At 69.6% G+C, this 25,704-nt stretch carries 19 protein-coding genes; 17 read left to right on the top strand and 2 right to left on the bottom strand.

Translation table 11 applies throughout. The features are described 5' to 3' along the window. The first annotated feature begins 1 nt into the window (after position 1). The 13 genes from ribH to QTI51_RS06135 all read left to right on the top strand — a co-directional run bounded on the left by ribH (position 2) and on the right by QTI51_RS06135 (position 17,728). A complete protein-coding gene (gene ribH, locus QTI51_RS06195; protein WP_116908765.1) occupies positions 2-466 on the top strand; it encodes a 6,7-dimethyl-8-ribityllumazine synthase in 465 nt (154 codons plus the stop codon). Beyond that, positions 463-1,008, top strand: coding sequence for a transcription antitermination factor NusB (gene nusB / locus QTI51_RS06190; RefSeq protein ID WP_116908764.1), 546 nt, complete (start codon positions 463-465; stop codon positions 1,006-1,008). Before ribH ends, nusB begins: the two co-directional genes overlap by 4 nt. Beyond that, positions 1,005-2,228: a pyridoxal phosphate-dependent aminotransferase gene (locus QTI51_RS06185; protein WP_116908763.1), complete on the top strand. Its 1,224-nt coding sequence runs from the start codon at positions 1,005-1,007 to the stop codon at positions 2,226-2,228. Before nusB ends, QTI51_RS06185 begins: the two co-directional genes overlap by 4 nt. Then, entirely contained in the window at positions 2,225-2,683 is a 459-nt protein-coding gene (gene ybgC, locus QTI51_RS06180) for a tol-pal system-associated acyl-CoA thioesterase (RefSeq protein WP_116908762.1), read from the top strand. Before QTI51_RS06185 ends, ybgC begins: the two co-directional genes overlap by 4 nt. Then, complete coding sequence (tolQ, locus tag QTI51_RS06175; protein ID WP_116908761.1) at positions 2,680-3,402, top strand: protein TolQ; 723 nt, start codon at positions 2,680-2,682, stop codon at positions 3,400-3,402. The genes ybgC and tolQ overlap by 4 nt, the downstream gene beginning before the upstream one ends. A gap of 15 nt (positions 3,403-3,417) precedes the next feature. Next, positions 3,418-3,855 (top strand): ExbD/TolR family protein, encoded by a 438-nt coding sequence (locus QTI51_RS06170; protein ID WP_116908760.1) that lies wholly within the window; start codon positions 3,418-3,420, stop codon positions 3,853-3,855. Between the two features lie 3 nt (positions 3,856-3,858). Beyond that, positions 3,859-4,830, top strand: coding sequence for a cell envelope integrity protein TolA (tolA, locus tag QTI51_RS06165; protein WP_116908759.1), 972 nt, complete (start codon positions 3,859-3,861; stop codon positions 4,828-4,830). Positions 4,831-4,937: 107 nt separating this feature from the next. Beyond that, entirely contained in the window at positions 4,938-6,668 is a 1,731-nt protein-coding gene (locus tag QTI51_RS06160) for a peptidoglycan D,D-transpeptidase FtsI family protein (RefSeq protein ID WP_116908758.1), read from the top strand. Positions 6,669-6,795: 127 nt separating this feature from the next. Then, a complete protein-coding gene (locus QTI51_RS06155; RefSeq protein ID WP_116908757.1) occupies positions 6,796-7,308 on the top strand; it encodes a sigma-70 family RNA polymerase sigma factor in 513 nt (170 codons plus the stop codon). Beyond that, complete coding sequence (locus QTI51_RS06150; RefSeq protein ID WP_116908756.1) at positions 7,305-8,330, top strand: FecR domain-containing protein; 1,026 nt, start codon at positions 7,305-7,307, stop codon at positions 8,328-8,330. Before QTI51_RS06155 ends, QTI51_RS06150 begins: the two co-directional genes overlap by 4 nt. A gap of 101 nt (positions 8,331-8,431) precedes the next feature. Further along, a complete protein-coding gene (locus QTI51_RS06145; protein ID WP_207786661.1) occupies positions 8,432-11,011 on the top strand; it encodes a TonB-dependent siderophore receptor in 2,580 nt (859 codons plus the stop codon). Between the two features lie 136 nt (positions 11,012-11,147). Further along, positions 11,148-12,422, top strand: a complete 1,275-nt coding sequence (locus QTI51_RS06140; protein ID WP_116908755.1) for a SprT-like domain-containing protein — start codon at positions 11,148-11,150, stop codon at positions 12,420-12,422. Continuing rightward, complete coding sequence (locus QTI51_RS06135) at positions 12,419-17,728, top strand: PDDEXK-like endonuclease domain-containing protein (protein ID WP_286512377.1); 5,310 nt, start codon at positions 12,419-12,421, stop codon at positions 17,726-17,728. Before QTI51_RS06140 ends, QTI51_RS06135 begins: the two co-directional genes overlap by 4 nt. 16 nt (positions 17,729-17,744) lie before the next feature. On the opposite strand, the gene QTI51_RS06130 is transcribed toward QTI51_RS06135, so the two are convergent. After that, positions 17,745-18,110 (bottom strand): YgiW/YdeI family stress tolerance OB fold protein, encoded by a 366-nt coding sequence (locus QTI51_RS06130; RefSeq protein ID WP_116909091.1) that lies wholly within the window; start codon positions 18,108-18,110, stop codon positions 17,745-17,747. A 138-nt stretch (positions 18,111-18,248) separates the two neighbouring features. Beyond that, positions 18,249-21,767, bottom strand: coding sequence for a DNA polymerase III subunit alpha (gene dnaE / locus QTI51_RS06125; protein WP_116908753.1), 3,519 nt, complete (start codon positions 21,765-21,767; stop codon positions 18,249-18,251). A gap of 147 nt (positions 21,768-21,914) precedes the next feature. Between dnaE and QTI51_RS06120 the strand changes: the two genes are divergently transcribed. The 4 genes from QTI51_RS06120 to QTI51_RS06105 all read left to right on the top strand — a co-directional run bounded on the left by QTI51_RS06120 (position 21,915) and on the right by QTI51_RS06105 (position 25,701). Continuing rightward, complete coding sequence (locus QTI51_RS06120) at positions 21,915-22,706, top strand: sulfurtransferase (RefSeq protein ID WP_116908752.1); 792 nt, start codon at positions 21,915-21,917, stop codon at positions 22,704-22,706. A 14-nt stretch (positions 22,707-22,720) separates the two neighbouring features. Next, on the top strand, positions 22,721-23,431 hold the full coding sequence (locus tag QTI51_RS06115) for a response regulator (RefSeq protein WP_116908751.1): 711 nt from the start codon (positions 22,721-22,723) through the stop codon (positions 23,429-23,431). Between the two features lie 88 nt (positions 23,432-23,519). Beyond that, positions 23,520-24,989, top strand: coding sequence for a sensor histidine kinase (locus tag QTI51_RS06110; protein WP_503011483.1), 1,470 nt, complete (start codon positions 23,520-23,522; stop codon positions 24,987-24,989). Between the two features lie 181 nt (positions 24,990-25,170). After that, positions 25,171-25,701, top strand: coding sequence for a tripartite tricarboxylate transporter TctB family protein (locus QTI51_RS06105; protein WP_207786660.1), 531 nt, complete (start codon positions 25,171-25,173; stop codon positions 25,699-25,701). Positions 25,702-25,704 lie beyond the last annotated feature (3 nt).

Below are 25,704 nucleotides of genomic sequence, written 5' to 3'. Positions count from 1 at the left end.
CATGCAAGCTGCAAACAAGGGCGAGACCAAGCCGCTCAACGGAAAAGGGCTGCGCATCGGCATCGTGCAGGCGCGCTTCAACGCCGACATCACCGACGCGCTGGCGTCGGCCTGCCTGTCGGAGCTCGAGTCGCTGGGCGTGAGCGCCTCCGACATCCACCACCTGCAGGTGCCCGGCGCGCTCGAAGTGCCCATCGCGCTGCAGGCGCTGGCCGAGCGCGGCGGCTACCACGCGCTGGTGGCGCTGGGCTGCATCATTCGCGGCGAGACCTATCACTTCGAGCTGGTGGCCAACGAATCGGGCGCCAGCGTGAGCCGCGTTTCGCTGGACTACAAGCTGCCCATCGCCAACGCGATCATCACCACCGAGAACCTCGAGCAAGCCGTTGCCCGGCAGACCGACAAGGGCCGCGACGCGGCCCGCGTGGCTGTCGAGATGGCGCAACTGCTGGCCACCCTTTCATGACCGAAGACACCTCCAAGCCCCTGAAGCCAGCCGGCACCAAGCCCCGACAATCGCGCGTCGGCCTCACCAGCACCGGCGCGCGCAAGGCTTCGGCCAAGTCCAACCGCAGCCGCGCGCGCGAGTTCGCGCTGCAGGCGCTCTACCAGCACCTGGTGGGCCACAACGACCCGACCGACATCGACCACTTCACGCGCGACCTCGCCGGCTTCCACAAGGCCGACGCGCTGCACTACGACGCGCTGCTGCACGGCTCCATCGAAGGCGCCGAGCAGCTCGATGCGCTGATCCGCCCGCTGCTGGACCGCAAGTTCGAAGAGATCTCGCCCATCGAGCACGCCGTGATGTGGATCGGCGTGTATGAATTCCAGAACTGCCCCGACGTGCCCTGGCGCGTGGTGCTCAACGAATGCATCGAGCTGGCCAAGGAATTCGGCGGCACCGACGGCCACAAGTACGTGAACGCGGTGTTGAACGGCCTGGCCCCGCAGCTGCGTCCGCTCGAAGTGGAGGCCGACCGGGCTTCGGGGAAAGCGAAGGCATGAGGATCTCGACGCGCGCCCAGCGCATCGAGCCGTTCTACGTGATGGAAGTGGCCAAGGCGGCCGGTGCGCTGGCGCGAGAAGTCGCCCACACCGACCGGCCGATGATCTTCCTGAACATCGGCGAGCCCGACTTCACCGCCCCGCCCCTGGTGCAGGAAGCAGCCGCCCGCGCGGTGCGCGCAGGCGCCACGCAGTACACGCAGGCCACCGGCCTGGACCTCCTGCGCGAACGCATCAGCGCCTGGTACCGCCAGCGCTTCAACGTCGATGTGCCGGCGCGCCGCATCGTGGTCACTGCCGGCGCATCGGCCGCGCTGCAGCTGGCCTGCCTGGCGCTGATCGAATCGGGCGACGAAATCCTCATGCCCGACCCCAGCTACCCGTGCAACCGCCATTTCGTGAGCGCGGCGGACGGCAAGGCGGTGCTGGTGCCGACCACGGCCGAAGAGCGCTTCCAGCTCACGGCCGACAAGGTGAAGGCGGCGTGGACCGACAAGACACGCGGCGTGCTGCTGGCCTCGCCGTCGAACCCGACGGGCACCTCGATCGCGCCCGACGAGCTGCGCCGCATCCACGAGGTGGTGTCGCAGCGCGGCGGCATCACGCTGATCGACGAGATCTACCTGGGCCTGTCCTACGACGACGCCTTCGGGCAGACGGCACTGGCCATCGACGACAACGTCATCAGCATCAACAGCTTCAGCAAGTACTTCAACATGACCGGCTGGCGCCTCGGCTGGCTGGTGGTGCCCGAGGCGCTGGTGCCGGTGGTCGAGCGCCTGGCGCAGAACCTCTTCATCTGCGCGAGCACGGTGTCGCAGTACGCGGCGCTCGCCTGCTTCGAAGACGCCAGCATCGCCGAGTACGAACGACGCCGCGCCGAGTTCAAGGCGCGCCGCGACTGGTTCATTCCGCAGCTCGACGCCCTGGGCCTGAACGTGCCGGTGATGCCCGACGGCGCCTTCTACGCCTGGGCCGACTGCACCGGCTTTGCTGAGAAGCTCGGCATCGAGGGCAGCTGGGACTTCGCGTTCGAGACCATGAAGCGCGCGCACGTCGCCATCACGCCAGGCCGCGACTTCGGCACGGCCGAGACGGCGAAGTTCGTGCGCTTTTCCACCGCCAGCTCGATGGCGCACCTGCAGGAAGCCATCGAGCGCCTGCGCGTCATGGCGAACCAGGCGGACCAGACGAATCAGGCAGGCCACAAGGCGCAATGAGCTACGCGTTCGCCATCCGCGTCTACTGGGAAGACACCGACGCCGGCGGCATCGTGTTCTACGCCAACTACCTGAAGTTCATGGAGCGCGCCCGTACCGAGTGGCTGCGCTCCCTGGGCATCGAACAGCGCAAGCTGCGCGAGGACACCGGCGGCCAGTTCGTGGTGAGCGAAACCCAGCTCAAGTACCACCGGCCCTCGCGGCTGGACGACGAACTGCTGGTTACAGCCGATCTCCAACAATTGGGCACCGCGTCGTTGATAATCGGTCAGCGCGTGCTATCAAAAACAGAGCAAGAGCGAACAGGGGCCGCGGCACCTGTCTTGCTGTGCGAAGGCACGATCCGCATCGGCTGGGTGGATGCCGCCACACTGCGTCCCGCACGCATACCGAAGCAAGTCACGGGAACCCTCGAGCGCTACAGCGGCTCCATGACACAACCTATCAAGCCATGAACCAAGATCTCTCCATCATCAATCTCCTGCTCCATGCGAGCTTCGTGGTGCAGCTGGTCGTGCTGCTGCTCGTGATCGTCTCGATTGCCAGCTGGGCCGCCATCATCCGCAAATACTTCGCGCTGCGGCGCATGCGCGCGCTGAACGACGACTTCGAGCGCGAGTTCTGGTCGGGCACCAGCCTGAACGAGCTGTTCGCCTCGGCCGCGCAGAACGCCAAGTTCGCCGGCCCCATGGAGCGCATCTTCGCCTCGGGCATGCGCGAGTATCAAAAGCTGCGCGAGCGCCACGTGAGCGACGCCCCCACCCTGCTCGACGGCGCCCGCCGCGCCATGCGCGCGAGCTTCCAGCGCGAGCTGGACGCGGCCGAGCAGAACCTGTCGTTCCTGGCCACCGTGGGCTCGGTGTCTCCGTACGTGGGCCTGTTCGGCACGGTCTGGGGGATCATGCATGCCTTCACCGGCCTGGCCGCCCTCACGCAGGTGACGCTGGCCACCGTGGCCCCCGGCATCGCCGAGGCGCTGGTGGCCACGGCCATCGGCCTGTTCGCCGCCATTCCGGCGGTGGTGGGCTACAACCGCTTCGCCCGCGAGATCGACAAGATCGCCATTGCCCTGGAGACCTACATCGAGGAGTTCTCCAACATCCTGCAGCGCAACCTCTCGGCCAACCCGAACGCGGGTGGCGCCGCGTCGTCGGTTTCGCCGGCCAACCGCTGAGCGGAGGCGCAACGCATGCCCGCCGTTTCTTCCCGGGGCCGTGGACGCCGGACGATCAACGAGATCAACATGGTCCCGTTCATCGACGTGATGCTGGTGCTGCTGATCATCTTCATGGTCACCGCGCCGCTCATCACGCCGAGCGTGATCAACCTGCCCACGGTCGACCGCGCCAACAAGCAGCCCGACAAGCCCATCGAGATCGTCATCAAGAGCGACGACGAGGTGCAGATCAAGAAAGACCCGTCCACCGGCACCGGCGGCACATCGATCCCCATGACGCAGATCGGCGCCGCGGCCAAGCAGGCCCAGGGCGGCGACAACGACCGCCCGGTGGTCATCAGCGCCGACAAGTCGGTGAAGTACGAGACCGTCGTGAAGGCCATGAACCAGCTCAAGCGCAGCGGCGTGGAGCGCGTGGGCCTGTCGGTGACGACCACGGGCGGCAAATAAGGCATGTCGCTCGCACTGGATCGCCCCGAGTTCGCGCCGCCGCCGCAGCGCGGCACGCCGCGTGCCGTCGTGCTGGCCCTCATCGCGCACGGCTTGCTGATTGCCGCGCTCACCTGGGGCGTGCGCTGGAAGAGCGAGGCCGACGAAGGCGCCGTCGATGCGGAGCTGTGGTCGTCCACGGTCCAGCAGGCCGCGCCGCGGTTGCAGGCACCGCAGGCGCCTACCCCCGTTCCCACCCCGCCGCCGCCCGTGCCCGCACCCGTGCCGCCCACACCGGCGCCCACGCCCGCGCCGCCGCCTCCACCGCCGCCCCCGGTGGCGAAGGCGCCAGAGCCCGCGCCCGCACCGAAGGCCCCCGACATCGCCCTGGAGCGTGAAAAGAAGCTCAAGGAGCAGAAGGAACAGAAAGAGCGCGAGCTCGAAAAACAGCAGCAGCAGAAGAAGAAAGAGCTCGAGGCCAAGCAGCGCGCCGAGGACGAGGCCGAGAAAAAGCAGGCCCAGCTGAAAGAGCAGCAGAAGAAACTGGCCGATCAGAAAAAGCAGCAGGAAGCCGACGCCAAGCAAGCCGAAGCGAAGAAGGCCGAGGCCGCCGCCAAGCAGGCCGCGGCCGACCGCGCCGCCACGCTCAAGCGCATGCAGGGCCTGGCCGGTGCCAGCGGCGCCGACGACGCCAAGGGCACGGCGCAGCGCACCTCGGGTCCGTCGAGCGGCTATGCCGGGCGCATCGCTGCCGCCGTGCGTCCGAACATCACCTTCCCCGATGCCGACACCGTCAACGGCAACCCGGCGGCGGAGTTCGAGGTGAGCCTGGCGCCCGACGGCACCATCGTCGGCGTCAAGCTCAGCAAGTCGAGCGGCCTGCCGGGTTGGGACGAAGCTGCCGAGCGCGGCCTGCGCAAGACCGACAAGCTGCCGCGCGACACCGACGGGCGCATCTTTCCGTCGCTGATCGTGTCGCTGCGACCCAAGCGCTGATCTTGGCGCGCGCCTGCCGAGCGTTGGTTCTCCCCTAACGCGCAGCTAAGAAAACGGCCCCGTTCCGGGTGACTTGCACGTCACCCGGAACTCGATAATCGGGGCTCATGAATCCCACCGGCCGCATCCGCTACGGCAGCAGTCCACTGCTCGCCAGCCCCACCCCCGTGTGGCGCAGCAAGTTCATCGTGGCCAGCATCGCCTTCGGCTTCACGCTGCTGGCGGCCCGCGCGGCCTACGTGCAGATCTTCAACAACGACTTCTTCCAGCACCAGGGCGAGGTGCGCTATCAGCGCACGCTGGAGCTGCCGGCCAACCGCGGGCGCATCCTCGACCGCAACGGGTTGATCCTGGCGTCGGACATGCCCGCGCCCAGCATCTGGGCCATTCCGGAAGACATCGAGCGCGACGACCCGGCCACGCAAGACAAGCTCAGGCAGGCCGCCAAGCTGCTCGGCATGCCGCTGAAGGACATCGACAAGAAGCTCGAGGACGAGGACAAGAGCTTCGTGTGGCTCAAGCGCCAGGTCGACGAGCCCGTCGCCAAGCAGGTGGCCGCGCTCGGCATCAAGGGCGTGTACCTGCGGCGCGACTACCGGCGCCAGTACCCCGAGGGCGAAGCCGCGGCCCACCTGGCCGGCTTCACCAACGTGGAAGACATCGGCCAGGAAGGCGTGGAGCTGGCCTTCAACAAGGAGCTGGCGGGCAAGTCGGGCTCGCGCCATGTGCTGAAAGACCGGCTGGGCCACATCGTGGAAGACACCGAGGACCAGGTGCCGCCCACCCCGGGCCACGACATCCAGCTGAGCATCGACGACCGCGTGCAGTTCGTGGCCTACGAGAAGATCCGCGACGCCGTGGTCGCGAACAAGGCGCGCGCGGGCAGCGTGGTGGTGGTCGATGCGCAGACGGGCGAGCTGCTGGCCATGGCCAACTACCCGAGCTACGACCCCAACGACCGCCACGCCCTCACCGGCGAGCAGCTGCGCAACCGCGCCATGACCGACGTGTTCGAGCCCGGCTCGACCATGAAGCCCATCACCGTGGCCACCGCGCTGCAGCTGGGCCGCGTCACGCCCAACACCATCATCGACACCAACCCGGGGCGCATCACCGTGTCGGGCGCGACCATCCACGACGACGAGAACTTCGGCGTGCTCACGGTGCAGGGCGTGATCCAGAAGTCGAGCAACGTGGGCGCCACCAAGATCTCGCAGCGCATGTCGGCGCAGGAAATGTGGAACTCGCTCACCGCCGTGGGCATCGGCCAGAAGCCGCAGACGCCGTTCCCGGGCGCGGTCACCGGGCGGCTGCGGCCGTGGAAGTCGTGGCGGCCCATCGAGCAGGCCACCATGTCGTACGGCTACGGGCTGTCGGCCTCGCTGTTCCAGATCGCGCACGCGTACACCGCCTTCGCGCACGACGGCGAGGTGATTCCGGTGAGCCTGCTGAAGAACACCGGCGAGGAGCCTGCCGGCATGCGGGTGTTCTCGCCGCTGGTGGCCAGCGAGGTGCGCCAGATGATGCACCTGGCCGCCGCGCCTGGCGGCACCGCGCCGCTGGCGCAGACGCAGGGCTACTCGGTGGGCGGCAAGACCGGCACGGCGCACAAGCAGGTCGGCAAGGGCTACGCGAGCAACAAGTACCGCGCCTGGTATACGGGCATGTCGCCCATCGACAAGCCGCGCATCATCGTCGCGGTGATGGTCGACGAGCCCGGCGCGGGCAAGTACTTCGGCGGCCTGGTGGCCGCGCCGGTGTTCAGCCAGGTGGTGCAGCAGACGCTGCGCATCCTGAACGTGGTGCCCGACCTGGCGGTGGCGCCGATGGCGCATTGAGCTTGTTGCCCTGAGCCTGCACATCTGACCGGCCCCGGCCTGGCGCTGTCAGCCGAAAGTGGCTGGAATGCACACGCGCGGATAGAATGCGAACTATTCTCATCTTCTCGCATTCCGCCGCAGCCCCGTGTCCGCACTCCCGCTTCCGTCCGAGCCGGCATCCATCGATGCGATCTACCGCGAACACCACGGCTGGCTGCTAGGCTGGTTCCGCCGCCGGCTGGGCGGTGCGTCGTGCGCGGCCGACCTGGCCCACGACACCTTCGTGCGGCTCATGGTGTCGCGCGATTCGCCGATGCTGAAAGAGCCCCGCGCGTTCCTGCGCACGCTGGCGCACGGCGTGGTGGTGAACCACTGGCGCCGCATGGACATCGAGCGGGCCTGGCTCGAAGCCTTGGCCGTGCTGCCCGAGCCGCTGGCGCCCTCCCCCGAAGAACGCCTGCTGGCGCTCGAGACGCTGTGCCGCATCGACGCCATGCTCGACCGCCTCAACCCCAAGGCGCGCACCGCCTTCCTGCTGTCGCAGCTCGACGGGCTGGGCTACGCCGAGATCGCCGCCCACCTGAAGGTGTCGCAGCGCATGGTCAAGAAATACATGGCGCAGGCCATGCTGCAATGCCTGCTGCTGACGAATTCATGAGGGGCCTGGCCCTCCCCGCCGCCGAAGCCGCGCAGCTGCCGGCCTTCGAAGACCTGCAGCAAGCCGCTGAATGGTTCGCCGTGCTGCAGGCCGGCGCCGTGAGCGAGGCCGACCGCCGGCGCTGGCAGTCGTGGCTCGATGCCGGTCCGCGCCAGCGCGCGGCATGGCGTCGGGTGGAAAGCATCTCGGGCGAGTTCAGCGGCCTTGCCGGCGTGGCCAGCCTGCCGGCGCGCCGGGTGCTCGAACGCGGCGGCGCCGCCGCCAACCGCCGGCGCTCCGTGCTGCGCGCCCTGGCGCTGGTGCCGGTCGCGGGCCTCACGGGCTGGCTGGCTTCGCGCCACGTGCCCTGGCACGGCTGGGTGGCCGCGCACCGCACCGAGACCGGCGAGCGCCGCGAGGTCGTGCTGTCCGATGGCAGCCGGCTGTGGCTCAACACCGGCACCGCGCTCGACGTCGATTTTTCGCCCCGCCTGCGCCGCATCGTGCTCTACAAAGGCGAGGTGCTGGTCACGAGCGGCCCGGACGATGCCAACCCCTCGAGCAGCCATCGCCCGCTCGTCGTCGACGTGCCCCAGGGCCGGCTGACCGCGCTGGGCACGCGCTTTGCCGTGCGCCATGAAAACGATGACGCGGTGCGTGTCGCGGTGCTGGAAGGCGCCGTCGAGTCGCGTCCCGCCAGCGGCGATTCGCTCACGCTGGTGGCCGGCCAGCAGACGCGCCTGTTCTCCGACCACGTCGAGCCGCCCGAACCCGCGGCGGGCTACGGCGACGACTGGACCCGCGGCATGCTCGTGGCCGACGGCATGCGGCTGGGCGACTTCATCGCCGAGCTGGGCCGTTACCGCACCGGCTACCTGGGCTGCGCGCCCGAGGTGGCCGACCTGCGGCTCGTAGGCGCCTACCCTTTGGCCGACACCGAGCGCATTCTGTCGGCGCTGCAGGCCACGCTGCCGGTGCGCGTGCGCCGGCCGCTGCCGTGGTGGACGGTGGTCGAGGCGAAGCCGCACGCGGCTGCACGCTGATTCGAAAAAAATTTCTGAAAAACCCAGGCGCGCAGGTTCCCTTTTCGCGGCGTCGGTTGGCAACACAGGTACCAACCCTTTCTTCTTGCCCGAAAGCCGCCATGCCCGCGCCCCTGCCGAACCGTTCTCCTTCCAGCCTTTTCAGCCCTTCTTCGCGCCGCCGCCCGCGCACCACGCGCCAGCTCGCGCGCGCCCTGCGCGGCGCCATGGCGGTGCTCCCCGTGGCCGCCGCGGTGCAGGCGCTGCCCGCCATGGCCCAGGCGCAAGCGCAAGCGCAGGCCCAGACGCAAGCCCAGGCCACCGCCCGTGACTACGCCATCCCCGCCGGCCCGCTCGGCACGGTGCTGAGCCAATTCGCCAGCCAGGCCGGCATCCTGCTGTCGAGCGACGCCGCATTGACCGCGGGCCTGAACGGCTCCGGCATCCGCGGCCGCTTCACCGTCGACGAGGGCTTCGCCGTCGCGCTGGCCGGCACCGGCCTGCAGGCCGTGCGCGGCGCGGGCAACGTCTATGCGCTGCAGCGCAACGCCACTTCCGAGACCCTGTCCGAAGTGCGCGTGACGGGCCAGCGCGCGGGCTCGCTCGCGCCGGTCACCGTCACCGCCAGCGCCGAGGAAGAAAGCGGCAAGGGCCCCGGCAAGGGCTTTGTCGCGCAGCGCAGCACCGGCGGCACCAAGACCGACACCCCGCTGCTGGAAACGCCGCAGTCCGTGTCGGTGGTCACGCGCGACCAGATGGACTCGCAGGGCGCCACCACGCTGGTCGAAAGCCTGCGCTACACGCCCGGCATCGTCGCGCAGTACGGCAACACCGACCTGCGGCTGGACTGGCTCACGCTGCGCGGCTTCACGCCGCCGGCGCGCTACCTCGACAACCTGCGCCTGCCCTTCGGCGCGCGCGGCTACTCGCAGCCGCGCATCGAGCCCTGGGGGCTGGAACGGGTCGAGGTGGTGAAGGGGCCGTCGTCGGTGCTCTACGGCCAGTCGACGCCCGGCGGCCTGGTGAACATGGTCAGCAAGCGACCCACGCTGGAAACCGTGCGACAGGTCGAGGTGCAGCTCGGCAGCCACAACCGCCGCCAGACCGCCTTCGACTTCGGCGGCGCGATCGACGACGAGGGCGTGTGGAGCTACCGCCTGGTCGGCCTGCACCGCGAGGCCGACACGTCGTACGACTACGTGTCGGAGAAGAAGAGCTACTTCGCGCCCTCGCTCACCTTCCGCCCCTCCGACGCCACCCGCATCACCCTGCTGGCCCACTGGCAGACGCTCGACTCCCCCGGCGGCGGCGGCGCGCCCGCGCTGCCTTCGGCCGGCACGCTGGACACCAGCCGCTACGCCGCGCTGCCCACGCGCGCCTTCGTCGGCGAGCCGGGCTACGACCGCTTCAACAACCGCCAGCACTTCGTCGGCTACGAGGCCGAGCACAAGCTGGACGACACCTTCACGCTGCGCCAGAACCTGCGCTACGGCAAGGTCGATGCGTACACGCAGCGCGTGCAGGCCTTCTGCCTGGCGGCGTGCAACCCGTCGTCGCTGCTGCGCTATGCGTGGGCCTTTCCCGAAACCGCGAAGCTGCTCACGGTCGACACCCAGGTGCAGGCCGACTTCCACACCGGCCCCGTGCGCCACACGGCATTGGTGGGCGTGGACTACTCCGACGAGAAGTCGGCGTTCGACGAGACCAACCTGCGCATCATCACCACGCCCTTCAACGCCTACCTGCCGGTGTACGGGCGCGACAGCGGCCAGGTGCCTTCGGTGGCCACGCACATCGACCAGCAGCGCCGCCAGACCGGCTTCTACCTGCAGGACCAGATGCACTGGGACCGCTGGAGCCTGGTGCTCGCCGGGCGCACCGACCGCGCCATCACCGACACCCGCACGCTGAACATGGCGCCGCTGCGCCTGGCCAACGCCGACCAGCGCGACGGCAAGTTCACCGGCCGCGCCGCGCTGATGTACAGCTTCGACAACGGCGTGGTGCCGTACGTGAGCTACTCCACCTCGTTCCAGCCCGCCGCCGGCACCGACCGCCAGGGCAACGTGTTCCAGCCGACCACCGGCAGGCAGACCGAGGTCGGCGTGAAGTACCAGCCGGTGGGCTCCAAGGCGCTGCTGACCGCGGCCGCCTACGAGCTCACGCAGCAGAACGTGCTCACGCCCGACCCGCTGAGCCGCGCCTTCAGCGAGCAGACCGGCGAGGTGCGCGTGCGCGGCCTCGAGCTCGAGGCGCGCGGCCAGGTGCTCAGGGGCCTGGACGCCATCGCCTCCTACGCCTACACCGACAGCCGCGTGACGCGCGCCAACCCGAACGCGGCGGGCGTCAGCATCCGCGGCAACCGGTTCGCGTACGTGCCGCAGCGCCAGGCCGCCTTCTGGCTGGAGTACGCCTTCCAGAACGAGGCGCTGGCCGGCCTCACGGTGGGCGGCGGCGTGCGCCACACCAGCGCCACCTACGGCGACAACGCGAACCTGTTCCGCATTCCGGGCGTGACGCTGTTCGACGCCGCCGTGCGCTGGGACCTGGGCCGGCAGTCGCCCGCGCTGAAGGGCGTGCGGCTCGCGCTGAACGTGGCCAACGTGTCCGACAAGACCTATGTGGCGACCTGCCTGTCGTCCACCGGCTGCTACTACGGGGAGCGGCGCAGCGTGTACTTCACGGCGGGCTACAGCTGGTAGGGGCGAGGCACCTGGCGAGCGACTTGGCGAGTGACTTGGCAAGTCGTTCGGCAGGGCGCTCGGCAGGCTGTGCGCCCGCTCGCGGGGGCCGCTCGTTTAGGATCGTCGGCCACCCACCGACAACGGCGCTCCCGACATGGTCGACACCTCCCTTGCCACCGACGCCACCCCTGCCGTCCGCCTCGAAGACCTGACCCCGCTGCCCTACCAGCAGGCCCTGGCCGCGCACCTGCAGGCACAGGAGCCCGAGGTCTGGCAATGGGCCGCCTCCGCGCAGGCGCGCGAGCAGCACGCCGCGGCGGTGCGCACCGAGCTGCTGCGCAACTCCTATCGGCTCGACGCAGCCGCGCATCCCGACCTGCACGCCCATGCGCAGCTCGCCGCGCAGCGCCTGGGGGTCACCGCAAGCATCACGCTGTACCAGGCCGGCGACGGCGCGATGAACGCGGCCATCCACTGCGTGCCGGGCGAGGCGCACATCGTGCTCTCGGGCCCGCTGCTGGAGCGGCTCCAGGGCCCCGAGCTGCAGGCCGTGCTCGGCCACGAACTGGCGCATTACCTGCTGTGGGCGCTCGACGGCGGCAAGTACCACGTGGTCGACCGCCTGCTGCACGCCACCGCGAGCGACCCGCGCGCCGACGCCAGCCACCTGCAGGCCGCGCGGCGCTTCGCCCTCTACACCGAGGCCTTCGCCGACCGCGGCGCCTGCGTGGCCTGCGGCGCGCTGGAGCCCGCGGTGAGCGCGCTCATCAAGATCGAGACCGGACTCACGCAGGTCAACGTGGCGAGCTACCTGGCGCAGGCCGAGGAGATCTGCGCCGACCCGACCGCCCGCAACACGCAGACCCGCGGCACCAGCCACCCCGAGGTGTTCGTGCGCGCCCGCGCCCTGCGCCTGTGGACCGAGCTGCAGCACGACGCCCAGGACTGGCTCGCCGCCGCGCTCGAAGGCCCGCTGGCACTGGACACGCTCGACATGCTCGGCCAGCAGCGCGTGAGCGCCGTGACGCGCGCCACCATCGCGCAGTTGCTGCAGCGGCCCTTCCTGCAGTCGGAGCCGCTGCTGGCGCATGCGCGCCGCTTCTTCCCCGACTTCGCGCCGGCCCGATCTCCCACGTCCCTCACCTCTCCCGTGCCGGCGCTGCCGCCACCCGACCCCGTGCCCGCCGGCCTGCACGACTACCTGGCCAGCGTGCTGGTCGACTTCGTCGCGGCCGACCCCGAGCTCGACGACCTCGCGCTCGCCGCCGCGCTCGGCCTGGCCGATGCCCTGGGCTGCGCCGAGCCTTTCGAGCAGCGCGTGCTCAAGGACCTGCGCGTTCCCAAGCGCAGCCTCGCACGCGTGAAGCGCGACGCCGCCGCCCTGCTCGACAAGGCCGCCACCGAACACACCAAGGCCGCCGCCGCATGACCAACGTCACCCCCAACGTCACCCCCAACGCCACCCCCAACGTCACAGCCACCGCCACCGCTCCCCTGCTGCAGCTGCTGGACACCGCCGACGCCCACGGCGGCCTGCAGACCGACGACGTGCTCAAGCTCGTGCTGCCGCTGCTGCGCGAGGTCTCCGCATTGCACGAGCAAGGCAAGGTGGCCGCGCTCGGCAATGTCTTCGCCTACCGCGTGACCGAGGCACCCGCCGCACCGGCCCTCGCCCTTGCCAACCCCGAAGGCGCTGAGCCGCGCCGCCACCCCGAGGCCATCGCGCCGCTGGAGCAACCCGTGGCCTCCGTGCTGCGCGTGGTGGGCGAGCAGCGCGTGACCATCGACGCCGATGCGAGCGTCGCGGTCGAGAACCTCGCGGTGATGGCAAACGCCACGCCCGACACCGTGCCCACGCGCCCCGTCTACCTGCCCGGCTACACCGCGTGGGAGCTGCGCCTGGGGCACCACGACGCGCTCGGCGACATCCTGTGCCTGGGCCAGGTGCTGGCCAGCCTGTCGTGCGGGCTGGACTTCACGCTCGGCGAAGAGCTCGCCCGCTTCGCAGCGCACCGCAGCAACCTGTTCGAGCTGAACCGCCGCCTGCACCCGGTGGTGGCCGCCGTGGTCTTCGAGATGACCGCGCTCGACCGCCACGAGCGCGCGCGCGACCTGCCCTCGGTGATCCGCCGGCTCGAAACCTACCGCGACCAGCCGCTGGACCTGAACTTCGGCCTGGGCTTGGGTATCGGGCACGTCGCCCCCGCGAAGGACGGCGCCAGCCAGCGCCGCCAGGCCATCCAGCTGCACCTGCGCGACCGGCTGTTCGACCTGTCGCGCCGCAACCGCCTGCTGTACTTCAAGCCGACGCAGGCGCACGTGAACCTCACCATCGCCAGCGTGCCGCTGGTGGTGGACATGCACAGCATCCGCGTCGACCAGCTCTGCGTGTGGGACGGCCGCTTTGCCGCCGACATCGCCAGCTGCGACCCGGTGCCGCTCGCGCGCTGGCTGCGCTTCGAAGACCAGCCCTACCTGCCGGGCGCGCTCGACCGCATCCTGCAGGAAGCGCGGCGCGACCGGGCCGAGTACGGCCTGTCGCAGCTGTCGCTGGTCATCGCGTTCCTGCGCTGGCACAACCTGAAGGAAGGCGCGCCCGGCGGGCCCGAGCAGGCCGAGCGCATCGCCTCGCCGCTGCTGATGCTGCCGGTGGAGCTCACGCGCAAGAAGGGCGTGCGCGACCAGTACCTGCTCGAAGCCGCCACCAGCGAGGCGCAGGTCAACCCCACGTTGCGGCACCACCTGCGCCAGCTGTACGGCATCGTGCTGCCCGAGACGGTGGACCTGCGCGAGACCCCCATCGAGCAGTTCCACGCGCAGATCGCGGCGCAGATCGCGCAGAGCGAACCGGGCGTGCAGCTGCGGCTGGTGAAGCAGCCCGAGATCGCGGTCATTCACCAGCGCGCGCGCCAGCGGCTGGAGCAGTTCAAGTGCCGCACGCGGGTGCGCACGCCGTCCGCCGTGCCGGTGGCCGCGCAGGACTTCAGCTACGCGCAGGACGACTTCCGCCCGCTCGGGCTGCAGCTCTTTCATGCGCGCGTGCGCCCGGTGCCCTTGCCGCTGCGCGACGCCGTCGGCGCGCCGCCGCAACCGCGAGCGCCGCAAATGACAGGCACCGCTGCCGCGGAAGAAACCGAGCGCACCACGCTCGCGCTGCGCGAGAGCAGCGGCAACCCCTACCAGTGGGACATCGACCTCACCGCCGTGACGCTGGGCAACTTCAACCACCGCAAGATGTCGCTGGTGCGCGACTACTCGGGCCTGGCCGAAAGCGAACTCGCGAGCGAGGCCTTCGACCGCGTGTTCTCGCTGCAGCCGCGCCAGGTCGATGCCGAGGCGCCCCCCGCGCTGCCGCTGGCCGCGCAGTGGCCGGTGGTGCAGGCAGACGCCACGCAAACCGCCGCCGTGGCGCTGGCGCGCACGGGCACCAGCTACATCATCCAGGGCCCGCCGGGCACGGGCAAGTCGCAGACCATCACCAACCTGATTGCCGACTACGCGGGCCGCGGCCAGCGCGTGCTGTTCGTCTGCGAGAAGCGCGCCGCCATCGACGTGGTGTTCCACCGCCTGCGCCAGCAGGGGCTGGACGAGCTGTGCTGCATGATCCACGACTCGCAGGGCGACAAGAAGTCCTTCGTGCAGAACCTGCGCAAGACCTACGAGCAATGGCTGGAAGCGCCCGAGGCGCTGACGCAGGAATCGGCCGAGCGCACCCGGGTGCTCGATGCCATGGCGCTCGACCTGCAGGCGCTGGAGCGCTTCGACGCCGCCATGCGCGACGTGCCCGCGCACATCGCGGTCACGCTGCGCGAACTGGTCGCGCGGCTCATCGCGCTGAAGGCGCACGACCCCGCGCTCACGCCGCTGCAGGCCGAGGCGCTGCCCACCTATTCAGCCTGGCGCCAGCATGCGGAGCTGGTGTCGCGGCTGCATCTGGCCGTGACCGAAAGCCTGGGCGCGCCCAGCCTCGCGCAGCATGTGTTCGCGCAGCTTGCGCCTGCGCTGCTGAAGCAGGAGAAGCCGCTTGCGCGGCTGGTCGAGCTGAGCGAACGCGCCACCGAGCTGAGTGGTGTTTGCCGCGACGCGCTGGCCGATGCATGGCCACCGCTGGCCGGCGACAAGGTGCTTTGGCGCGACGCACTGGCCGTGGTGGCCGACGCGCGCCGCGTCGCCTCGCTGGCGGCACGCGGCCAGCTGGCCCTGCTCGACGGCACGCACCCGAGCAGCGTGGCGCTCGGCAACGCACTGGCGCAACGCCGCAGCCTGCAGCAGGCGCTGGACGACACGCTGCAGCGCACCGGCCATTGGCGCGACAAGCTCTCGCCCGGCGACACCGAGGCCGGCCTCGCGCAGGCCCGCGCGCAGCAAGGCTCGCTGCTGCGCTGGCTGCAGCCGTCGTGGTGGCGCCTGTCGGGCGAGCTCAAGCGCCGCTACGACTTCGCGGCGTATGCCGTGCGCCCGCAGCCCAGCCAGCTGCTGGAAGACCTGCTGGCCGAGCACAACGCCCGCGCCGCGCTTCAGAAGCAGGCCGCGCAGATCGAGGCCGACTACGGCTGCACCGACGCCGAGGCCTTCGCGCAACAACTGCAGGCGATGCGCCACGCGGACGACAGCACCAGCCTGCGCGCCGAGTTCCAGGTGCACCTGCGCACCGACGCCGCGGGCGCTGCCGGCAAGACCGTCGAAAAGCTCGCCGCGGCCGGCGCGCGCACCGACACGCTCGACGCCCTGTGGCACCAGCTGCTGCACGACGCCGGCGCGCAGCCCTTGAACGCCCTCGAGGCCCTGGCGCGCACGCTGCGCGACCAGGCCGACGCCCTGCCCTCCGTGCTGGTGCCGTTGCAGGAACTGGCCGATGCCGACGCGGCCGTTTCCACCGCGCTGCGCACCCTGGCGCTGCCGCCCGACGCCATCGAGTTCGCCGTGGCGCGCGAAGGGCTGGAGCGCGTGTACCGCGCCGAGCGCTGGCTGCCGCGCTTCGACGGCGCCGTGCTCGCGCGCCATGCGCAGCGCCTGGGCGATGCCGAGCGCCTGCTGCTGGCGCACAACGCACGCACGCTCGCCGCCGCGGTGCGCCAGCGCTTTCGCGACCATGTGCAGAAAAGCGCCCTGCCCGCCAGCCAGCTCGACGCCGACGGCAAGCTCTTCAAGAAGAGCTACAACGCTGGGCGCCGCGAGCTGGAGCACGAGTTCGGCAAGACCATGCGCTACAAGGCGATTCGCGAACTGGCCAGCGGCGACACCGGCCGCGTGGTGCGCGACATGAAGCCCATCTGGCTCATGAGCCCGCTGTCGGTGTCCGACACGCTGCCGCTCGCGGCCGATCTGTTCGACGTGGTCATCTTCGACGAGGCCAGCCAGATTCCCGTGGAAGAGGCCGTGCCCGCGCTGTACCGCGCGCCGCAGATCATCGTGGTGGGCGACGAGATGCAGCTGCCGCCGACCAGCTTCTTCTCGTCGAGCCGCGACGCGGAAGACGACACGATCTCCGTGAGCGGAGACGATAGCGAGGACAGCGAAAGCGGCGAACGGGGCGACCGCATCGCCGTGGTGCTCGACGCCGACAGCCTGCTCAACCAGGGCGCGCGCAACCTGCCGGCCACGCTGCTGGCCTGGCACTACCGCAGCCGCTACGAGTCGCTCATCGGCTTCTCGAACGCGGCCTTCTACGCGGGCAACCTGTACACCATTCCGGACCGCAGCCTGCCCGCGCCCGAGCGCGGCGAGATCGTGGTGCAGTCGCGCAGCCCGACCGACGAATCGGTGAAGGCGCATGCCGATGCGCTGCTCTCGCGCGCCATCAGCTTCCACCGCGTGAGCGACGCGGTGTACGAGAACCGCGTGAACGACGGCGAGGCGCGCCACATCGCACAGCTGGTGCGCGAGCTGCTGAAGCGCGAGACCGGGCGCAGCCTGGGCATCGTGGCTTTCTCCGAAGCGCAGCAAGGCGAGATCGAGGACGAGCTGAACGCGCTCGGCGCCACCGACCCCGACTTCGCGGCCCGCCTCGAGGCCGAGTACGTGCGCGAGGAAGACGACCAGTTCTGCGGCCTCTTCATCAAGAACCTGGAGAACGTGCAGGGCGACGAGCGCGACATCATCATCCTGAGCATCTGCTACGGCCCCAACCCCGAAGGCCGCATGCTGATGAACTTCGGCCCCATCAACCAGCGCGGCGGCGAGAAGCGGCTGAACGTGATCTTCAGCCGCGCCAGGCACCACATGGCGGTGGTCTCGACCATTCGCCACGAGGCGATCACCAACGACCACAACGAGGGCGCGGCGGCGCTGAAGAACTTTCTGCGCTACGCGGAGTGCCTGTCGCGCGGCGACGCCGAGACGGCGCGGCGCGTGCTCGAGGGCATGAACCCGCTCACGCGCGGCGCGGGCGCGGCGGCAGGTCGTTCGCGTCATGCGCACGCTGACGACGTCGCGTCGCAGATCGCGCAGGCGCTGCGCGCGCGCGGGCACGCGGTGGACGAACAGGTGGGCCAGTCGCGCTTTCGCTGCGACCTGGCGGTGCGCGTGGAAGGCAACGGCCACTACGCGCTGGGCGTGCTGGTGGACACCGCCACCCACTACGAGAACCGCAACGTGCTGGAGCGCTACGTGTCGCGCCCGCGCATCCTGGGCGCCTTCGGCTGGCAGGTGATGCAGGTGCTGGCCAAGGACTGGCTGCATGCGCCTGAAGCGGTGCTCGAGCAGATCGAGCAGGCGCTCAAGAAGGCGCTCTGAAAACGGAAGGCCGGCGTCAGCGGACGACGCTGAGCCGCTTCACGTCGAGCTCGGCCTTGCCCACGAGGTCCTTGTCGAATTCGCCCGAGACCTCGACGCGCACCTTGTCGTCGATCTTCACGCCGGGCGGAAAGTGCTTGGCGTCGATCTCCACCTTCATGCGGCCGGTGTCGTCGGCAAAGGTGTAGTGCTCGCCGCCGTCGTGCGAGACGATGAAGCCGCGCAGCGTGGCGTGCTGGTCGTCCTTGCCGGTGTCCAGCAGCTGCTTGACGGTCATGGCGGGCACCGAGCTGGGGCCGACGTACTGGGCCGAGGCCGCGAGCGGCAGGGCCAGCACCGTGGCCAGGCCCAGCGCGCAAACGAGTGACGGTTTTTTCTTCATGGCGAGTTCCTCCTTGAACTGCAGGGGTTGCAATGCGGGAGGAATCGTAGCCAGCGCCCCAATGGGCCCACGCCGGCGAAGCACATGGGACGTACTCGGGAAGTACTTGGGAAGGGCTTGGGAAGGGCTTGGGCCCGATCAGTCGTAGACGATCAGCGCCTTGCCCGCTTCCGCCTGCGCGGTCCAGCTGGCCAGCGCCGCGTCGGTCGGGAAGAACTTGGCGCGCTCGCCCAGTTGCAGCTCGACCTGCGCACCCGCGCGCGCCATCGACAGGCGCACCGGCAGGCCCTGCACCAGGTCGCCCACCTCGGTCTGCTCGGTGCGCGGCGGAAAGGCCTTCAGCAGCCGCGCGATGTCGGGCGCCTTGCCGTTCACCGCCACGCGCAGGAACTTGCCGAAGCGGCAGCGCGCCGTGGCCAGGTCCCACACCTGCTGCACCTGGAAGCGCGCCTCGAAGCCGCCGCGCGCGGGCTGCAGCCGGCCGCTGACGATGACCAGCTCGTCGTCCTTCAGCGTGTTGCGGTTGGCGTTGATGAGCGCCTCGTCGGCGGTGGCGTCGATGGACTCCGACTTGTCGTCGAGCTTGAAGATCGCCAGCCGGCCGCGCTGGCCGTTGATGACGCGAAAGTCGCTCACGATGCCCGCGATGACCTGCTGGTCGCGGCTGTCGAGCAGGTCGCCGATTTCGCGCTTGCAGAAGCGGCGCACCTCGTGCGACACCTCGTCGAACAGGTGGCCCGACAGGTAGAAGCCCACGGCCGTCTTCTCGAGCGTGAGCCGCTCCTTCACGCCCCAGGGCGTGGCGTCGACCAGGTCGGGTTCGGCGGTGGCCGAGCCGTGCTCGGCGTCGCCGAAGATGTCGACCTGCGCCGCATTGGCCGCGGTGGCGTTGGCGAACTCGAAGGCGCGGTCGACCGAGGCAATGAGCGAGGCGCGGTTCTGCTGGATGGCATCGAACGCGCCGGCCTTGATGAGCGCCTCTACCGTGCGCTTGTTGATGCGCTGGCGGTCGATGCGCACGCAGAAATCGAAAAGGCTCTTGAACGGGCCGCCCTCTTCGCGCGCGCGCACCACGGCTTCCACCGCGAGCTGGCCGGTGCCCTTCACGGCGCCCAGCCCATAGCGGATCACCTTGTCGGTGACGGGCTCGAAACGGTAGTTGCCGCGGTTGACGTCCGGCGGCTCGAAGGTGATGCCGAAGTTTTTCTGGGCGTCTTCGAACAGCAGCTTCAGCTTGTCCGTGTCGTCCATTTCCACGGTCATGTTGGCGCAGAAGAACTCGGCCGTGTAGTGGACCTTGAGCCAGCCCGTGTGGTACGCCAGCAGCGAGTACGCGGCGGCGTGCGACTTGTTGAAGCCGTAGCCCGCGAACTTCTCCATCAAGTCGAAGATCTCGTCGGCCTTGTCCTGCGGAATGCCGTGCGTGGCCAGTGCGCCCGCGCGGAATTTCTCGCGGTGCTCGGCCATTTCCTCGAGCTTCTTCTTGCCCATGGCGCGGCGCAGCAGGTCGGCGCCGCCGAGCGAGTAGCCGCCCAGGATCTGCGCGGTCTGCATCACCTGCTCTTGGTAGACCATGATCCCGTAGGTCTCGGAGAGCATTTCGGCCACGGCCGGGTGCGGGTACTCCACGTCTTCGCGGCCGTGCTTGCGCGCCACGAAGCTGGGAATCAGGTCCATCGGGCCGGGGCGGTACAGCGCGTTCAGCGCGATCAGGTCTTCCAGCCGCGTGGGGCGCGCGTCTTTCAGCATGCCCTGCATGCCGCGGGATTCGAACTGGAACACGGCCTCGGTCTTGCCGTCGGAGAACAGGCGGTAGGTGGCCGCGTCCTTCAGCGGAATGTTCTCGAAGGCGAAGTTCTCCTGGCCCTTGTGGCGCTTCATGATGAACTCGCGCGCAATCTCCAGGATGGTGAGCGTGGCCAGGCCCAGAAAGTCGAACTTCACCAGGCCGATGGCCTCCACGTCGTCCTTGTCGTACTGGCTCACGGCCGATTCGCTGCCGGGCTGCTGGTACAGCGGGCAGAAGTCGGTGAGCTTGCCCGGCGCAATGAGCACGCCCCCGGCGTGCATGCCGATGTTGCGGGTCATGCCTTCGAGCTTTTGCGCCAGCTCGACCAGCATGCGCACTTCTTCTTCCTTCTCGATGCGCTCCGCGAGCTGCGGCTCCATCTCGATGGCGTAGTTGTTCTTGTCGCCCTCGATCTTCTTCTCGGGCGGGTACTGCAGCGTGACCGACATGCCGGGCTTGTTCGGAATCAGCTTGCTGATGCCGTCGCAGAACATGTAGCTCATGTCCAGCACGCGGCCCACGTCGCGGATGGCCGCGCGCGCGGCCATGGTACCGAAGGTGGCGATCTGGCTCACGGCGTTGCGGCCGTACTTGTCCTTCACGTAGTCGATCACGCGGTCGCGGTTGCCCTGGCAGAAGTCGATGTCGAAGTCGGGCATCGAGACGCGTTCGGGGTTCAGGAAGCGTTCGAACAGCAGCTTGTATTCGAGCGGGTCCAGGTCGGTGATCTTCAGCGCGTAGGCCACCAGCGAGCCGGCACCCGAGCCCCGGCCCGGGCCCACCGGGCAGCCGTTTTCCTTGGCCCACTTGATGAAGTCGCCCACGATCAGGAAGTAGCCCGGGAACCCCATGTTCAGGATGGTGTTGATCTCGAACTCGAGACGCTCCACGTAGCGCGGCCGTTCGGCGTCGCGCTTGGCCGCGTCGGGATACAGGTGCGCCAGGCGCACCTCGAGGCCCTCGAACGACTCCTGGCGGAAGAAGTCGCCGATCGGCATGCGCACGCCTTCGGCGATGAAGGGCGTCGGAAAGTCGGGCAGCTGCGGCTTGCCCAGCACCAGCGTCAGGTTGCAGCGCTTGGCGATCTCGACCGTGTTGGCCAGCGCGCTCGGCACGTCGGCGAACAGCGCCTGCATCTCGGCGGTCGACTTGAAGTACTGCTCGTCGGTGAACCTGCGCACGCGGCGCGGGTTGCCGAGAATCTCGCCTTCGGAAATGCACACGCGCGCCTCGTGCGCCTCGTAGTCTTCGCGGGCGGCGAACTGCACCGGGTGCGTGGCGACCACCGGCAGCTTCAGGCGGGCCGCGAGCTTCACGGCAGCGATCACGTGCGGCTCGTCTTCAGGACGGCCGGCGCGTTGCAGCTCGATGTAGAAGCGGTGCGGGAACATGCCGGCCAGGCGCAGCGCCAGTTCGGCCGCGCGTTCGTCCTGGCCCTGCAGCAAGGGCTGGCCCAGCGGCCCGGCCTGCGCGCCCGACAGGGCGATCATGCCGCCCGAGAGTTCCTCGAGCCAGTCGAGCTTGCAGGCCGCCTGCGACTGGCCGCGGCTCACGTTCTGCGTCCAGGCGCGCGCCAGCAGCTCGGACAGGTTCAGGTAGCCCTCGGTGCTTTGCACCAGCAGCACGATGCGGGTCAGCGCGCCGGGCTCCTTGCCCAGGCCGTCCACGAACACTTCGGCGCCGATGACGGGCTTGACGCCCTTGCCGCGCCCCTGCTTGTAGAACTTGAGCGCCCCGAACAGGTTGTTCAGGTCGGTGATGGCCAGCGCGGGCTGGTTGTCGGAGGCGGCGGCCTTGACGGCTTCGTCGATGCGGTTGGTACCGTCGACGACGGAAAACTCGGTGTGAAGGCGCAGGTGAACAAACATGGCCTCATTGTAGAAACCAGCGCCTCCACCATGTGGGTTGACGATGGAAACTTCAGCCCCCCGGCTTGCCGCTTGGTGTGCTTCGCCACCCCCCAGGGGGAGGCTCGGCGGCTTGGGGCGGCCCGGCGCCGCCTAGAATCGCCCCCCGTGCAAGAGATTTTGAATATCGCGGCCTACAAGTTCGTAGGCATAGACGACAGCCCCGTGCTGCGTGAAGACCTGCGCGCCCGCGCCCAGGCCCTGGACCTCATGGGCACCATCCTGCTGGCGCCCGAGGGAATCAACCTGTTCCTGGCCGGCTCGGCCGACGGCGTTCGGGCCTTTCTGGCCCATTTGCGCGCCGATGCGCGCTTTGCCAACCTGGAAGCCAAGGAAAGCTGGTCGGCCACGCAGCCGTTTCGCCGCATGCTGGTGAAGCTCAAGCGCGAGATCATCCGCATGGACCACCCCGCCATCCAGCCCGCCGCAGGCCGCGCGCCCGGCGTGGACGCGCCCACGCTCAAGCGCTGGCTCGACCAGGGCCACGACGACGCGGGCCGCGAAATTGCGTTGCTCGACACGCGCAACGACTTCGAGGTCGACGAAGGCAGCTTCGACGGCGCCATCGACTGGCGCATCACCAAGTTCACCGAATTCCCGCCCGCGCTCAAGGCGCACCGCGCCGACTTCGCGGGCAAGACGGTGGTGAGCTTCTGCACCGGCGGCATCCGCTGCGAAAAAGCCGCCATCCTGATGCGCGAAGAAGGCGTGGAAAACGTGCTGCAGCTCGAAGGCGGCATCCTGAAGTACTTCGAGCAGGTCGGCGGCGCGCACTACCACGGCGACTGCTTCGTGTTCGACGGCCGGCGCGCCCTGGCGCCCGACCTGAGCGCGCGCGCGGCCGATGCCAGCGCGCGTGCCGCGGAAGACACCGAACTCACCCTCGGCCTGAAGAAATAAACCGGCAGCCTCCCATGCGCATCCTCCTGGTGGAAGACGAACTGGACATGGCCTCATGGCTGATCCGGGCGTTGACCCAGAGCGGCTTCGTGGCCGACCACGCGCCCGACGCGCGCACCGCCGAGGCCTTCATGGCCGGCACCGAATACGACGCCATCGTGCTCGACCTGCGCCTGCCCGACAAGCACGGCCTGAGCGTGCTGGCCGACATGCGCAACGCCGACGACCGCACGCCGGTGCTGATCCTCACCGCGCAGGGCGCGCTGCAGGACCGGGTGCGCGGGCTGAACCTGGGCGCCGACGATTTCCTGACCAAGCCCTTCGAGCTGGTGGAGCTGGAGGCGCGCCTCTCGGCACTGGTGCGGCGCAGCCGCGGCAAGCAGCACCCGCGCCTGCAGTGCGCGTCGCTCTCGTACGACAGCGAAAGCCACGCCTTCACGCTGCGCGGCACGCTGCTGTCGCTCACGCCGCGCGAGCAGGCCGCGCTCACCGCGCTGCTCATGCGCAGCGGCTCGCCGGTGGGCAAGTCGCAGCTGTTCGCCAAGGTGTTCACCAACGACAGCACCGCGGGGCCCGACGCCATCGAGGTGGTGCTGCACCGGCTGCGGCGCAAGCTGGCCGACAGCGACGTGCGCATCGTGACCGTGCGCGGCCTGGGCTACATGCTCGAGAGCATTGCCGATGGATCTTCAGCGCCCGCCGCCGACCTCGCCGACACCGACTGAGGCCACGGTGCCTGGCGTGGCCGCCACGGCGGCCGAACCCCAGCGCTTCGGCATCCGCGCGCGCCTGCTCGCGCTGCTGCTGCCGGGCATGGTCGCGCTGCTGGCGCTGGACAGCTGGAACGACTACCGCGCCCTCACCGACTCGCTGGTGGTCGCCTACGACCAGAGCCTGCTGGAGCCCGTGCAGGCGCTGGCCAACGGCATCGTGGTGGCCAGCGACGGCAGCGTGCGGGTGCAGGAGCCGTTCTCGATCCAGGCGATGTTCGAGTCCACGCACCTGCGCTACAAGTACCTTCACGTGGGCGTGCAGCGCATTCCCAAGGGCGAGACGCTGGACGTGAACTCGCCCGAGACCACGCTGATGGGCGTGCCCGGCCTGCCCCGCCCGCCCGAGCCGCTGCGAGCAACCCAGCCCGACGGCACGCCGGTGTTCTACGACGCGGTGCACGAGCAGCACCCGGTGCGCGTGGCCGCGCTGCGCCAGACGGTGTTCGACAACGTGCACCCCGGCGTGTCGTACAGCGTGCTCATCCAGGCCGCCGAAGGCACCGGCCCGCGCACCGAGGCACAGGCCGAGTCGCTGCGCCAGGAGCTGCTGCGCGACACGCGCATGGTGCTGGTGATGGCGCTGCTGGTGTGGCTGGGCGTGGCCTGGACGCTGCGCCCGCTGGACCGCCTGCGCCGCTCGCTGCGCGAGCGCTCGCGCGACGACCTGAAGCCGCTGGACGCCGGCGGCGTGCCGCAGGAAGTGGCGCCGCTGGTCGATGCGGTGAACCACCACATCGCGAGCCATCGGCGCATGGTGGCCGAGCAGTCGCAGTTCCTGGCCGATGCCTCGCACCAGCTGCGCACGCCGCTGAGCATCCTGTCGATCCAGGCCGGCTACGCGGTGCGCGAGACCGACCCTGCGCGCATGCGCGAGTCGCTGCACGCCATCGTGGCGCAGCTGTCGCGCACGCGCCGCCTGAGCGAGCAGCTGCTCGCGCTGGCCCACGCCACCACCGAGGACGAGGTGGCGCCCGCCGCGCCCGCGGTGGTCGACCTGAACGCCATTGCGCGCGGCGTGGTGCTGCAGTACCTGCCGCTGGCGCACGAGAACGACCAGGACCTGGGCTGGGTCGACGCGCGCAGCCTCGCGGACGAAGGCGGCGGCGAAGGCCATGACGACGACGACGCGCTCGTGCTGCCAGTGAAGGCCAACGCCGCCGAGCTGCACGAGGTGCTCGCCAACCTCGTGCACAACGCCATCAAGTACACGCCGCGCGGCGGCAACATCACGGTGACCGTGCGGCGCGACGGCGCGCAGGCGCTGGCCGAGGTGTGCGACAGCGGCCCCGGCATTCCGCCCGAGCGGCGCGAGAGCGTGTTCGAGCGCTTTCACCGCGACCCCGCCACGGGCAACGGTTCCGCGCAGGGCGCGGGCCTGGGCCTGACCATCGCGCGCGGCTATGCGCGGCGCAACGCGGGCGACATCGCGCTCGACAGCGCGGGCACGCCGGAGCGTGCGAACGGCGGCGGTTTGCGCGCCACATTGCGACTGCCCTTGCACGTCGCTTAAGCCGACAACCGCTGCGCTCCGCTTGAGCGACATCGCAGCCCCGTTTTTGCAAGGGTTTCACCGGATACGCCGGTACGTGATTACACGTATTTTGAAGCCGCGCAGGGCCTTTGCGACGGGTCCGAAAGGGGATTGAAAGCCTCGATTCCTAGACTCCGCTCCTTCCCAACGAAGGAGACTTATGCAGCACCCGCACGGTGAAGATCCGGCCTCGCACGCGCTTCGGCCCGCATCGAAATTCAAGAAAGACTACTACGGCGGCGCGCTGCTGATCGTCGTCGGCCTGGCCGCCGTCTATGCCGGCATCGGCTACCGCGTCGGCGAGCTCGCGCACATGGGACCGGGCTTCTTCCCGGTCGCGCTCGGCGCGCTGCTGGCGCTCACGGGGCTGCTCATCGCGGTCTCGGCGCGCGGCGACAAGAGCAGCGAAGGCGCGAGCGAAGAAGCCGCTTCGCACGGCCATCCGGGCGGCATGCCCGACATTCGCGGCGGCGTCTGCATCATCCTGGGCATCCTGGCGTTCCTGCTGTTCGGCGAGTACGGCGGCCTGCTGCCCGCGACCTTCGCCATCGTGTTCATCTCGGCGCTCGGCGACCGCGACAACACGCTGACCGAAGCGCTGCTTCTGTCCCTCGCGATGTGCTTCATCGCGGTGGTCGTCTTCTGGTGGGCGCTCAAGTTGCAGCTCCCCCTGTTCCAGTGGGGAGGCTGAAAT

Source organism: Variovorax sp. J22G73 (genome assembly GCF_030317035.1).
Classification (GTDB): domain Bacteria; phylum Pseudomonadota; class Gammaproteobacteria; order Burkholderiales; family Burkholderiaceae_C; genus Variovorax.
The sequence above is the reverse complement of the archived record's forward strand: the minus strand, read 5'-3'. Positions and strand labels throughout refer to the sequence as shown.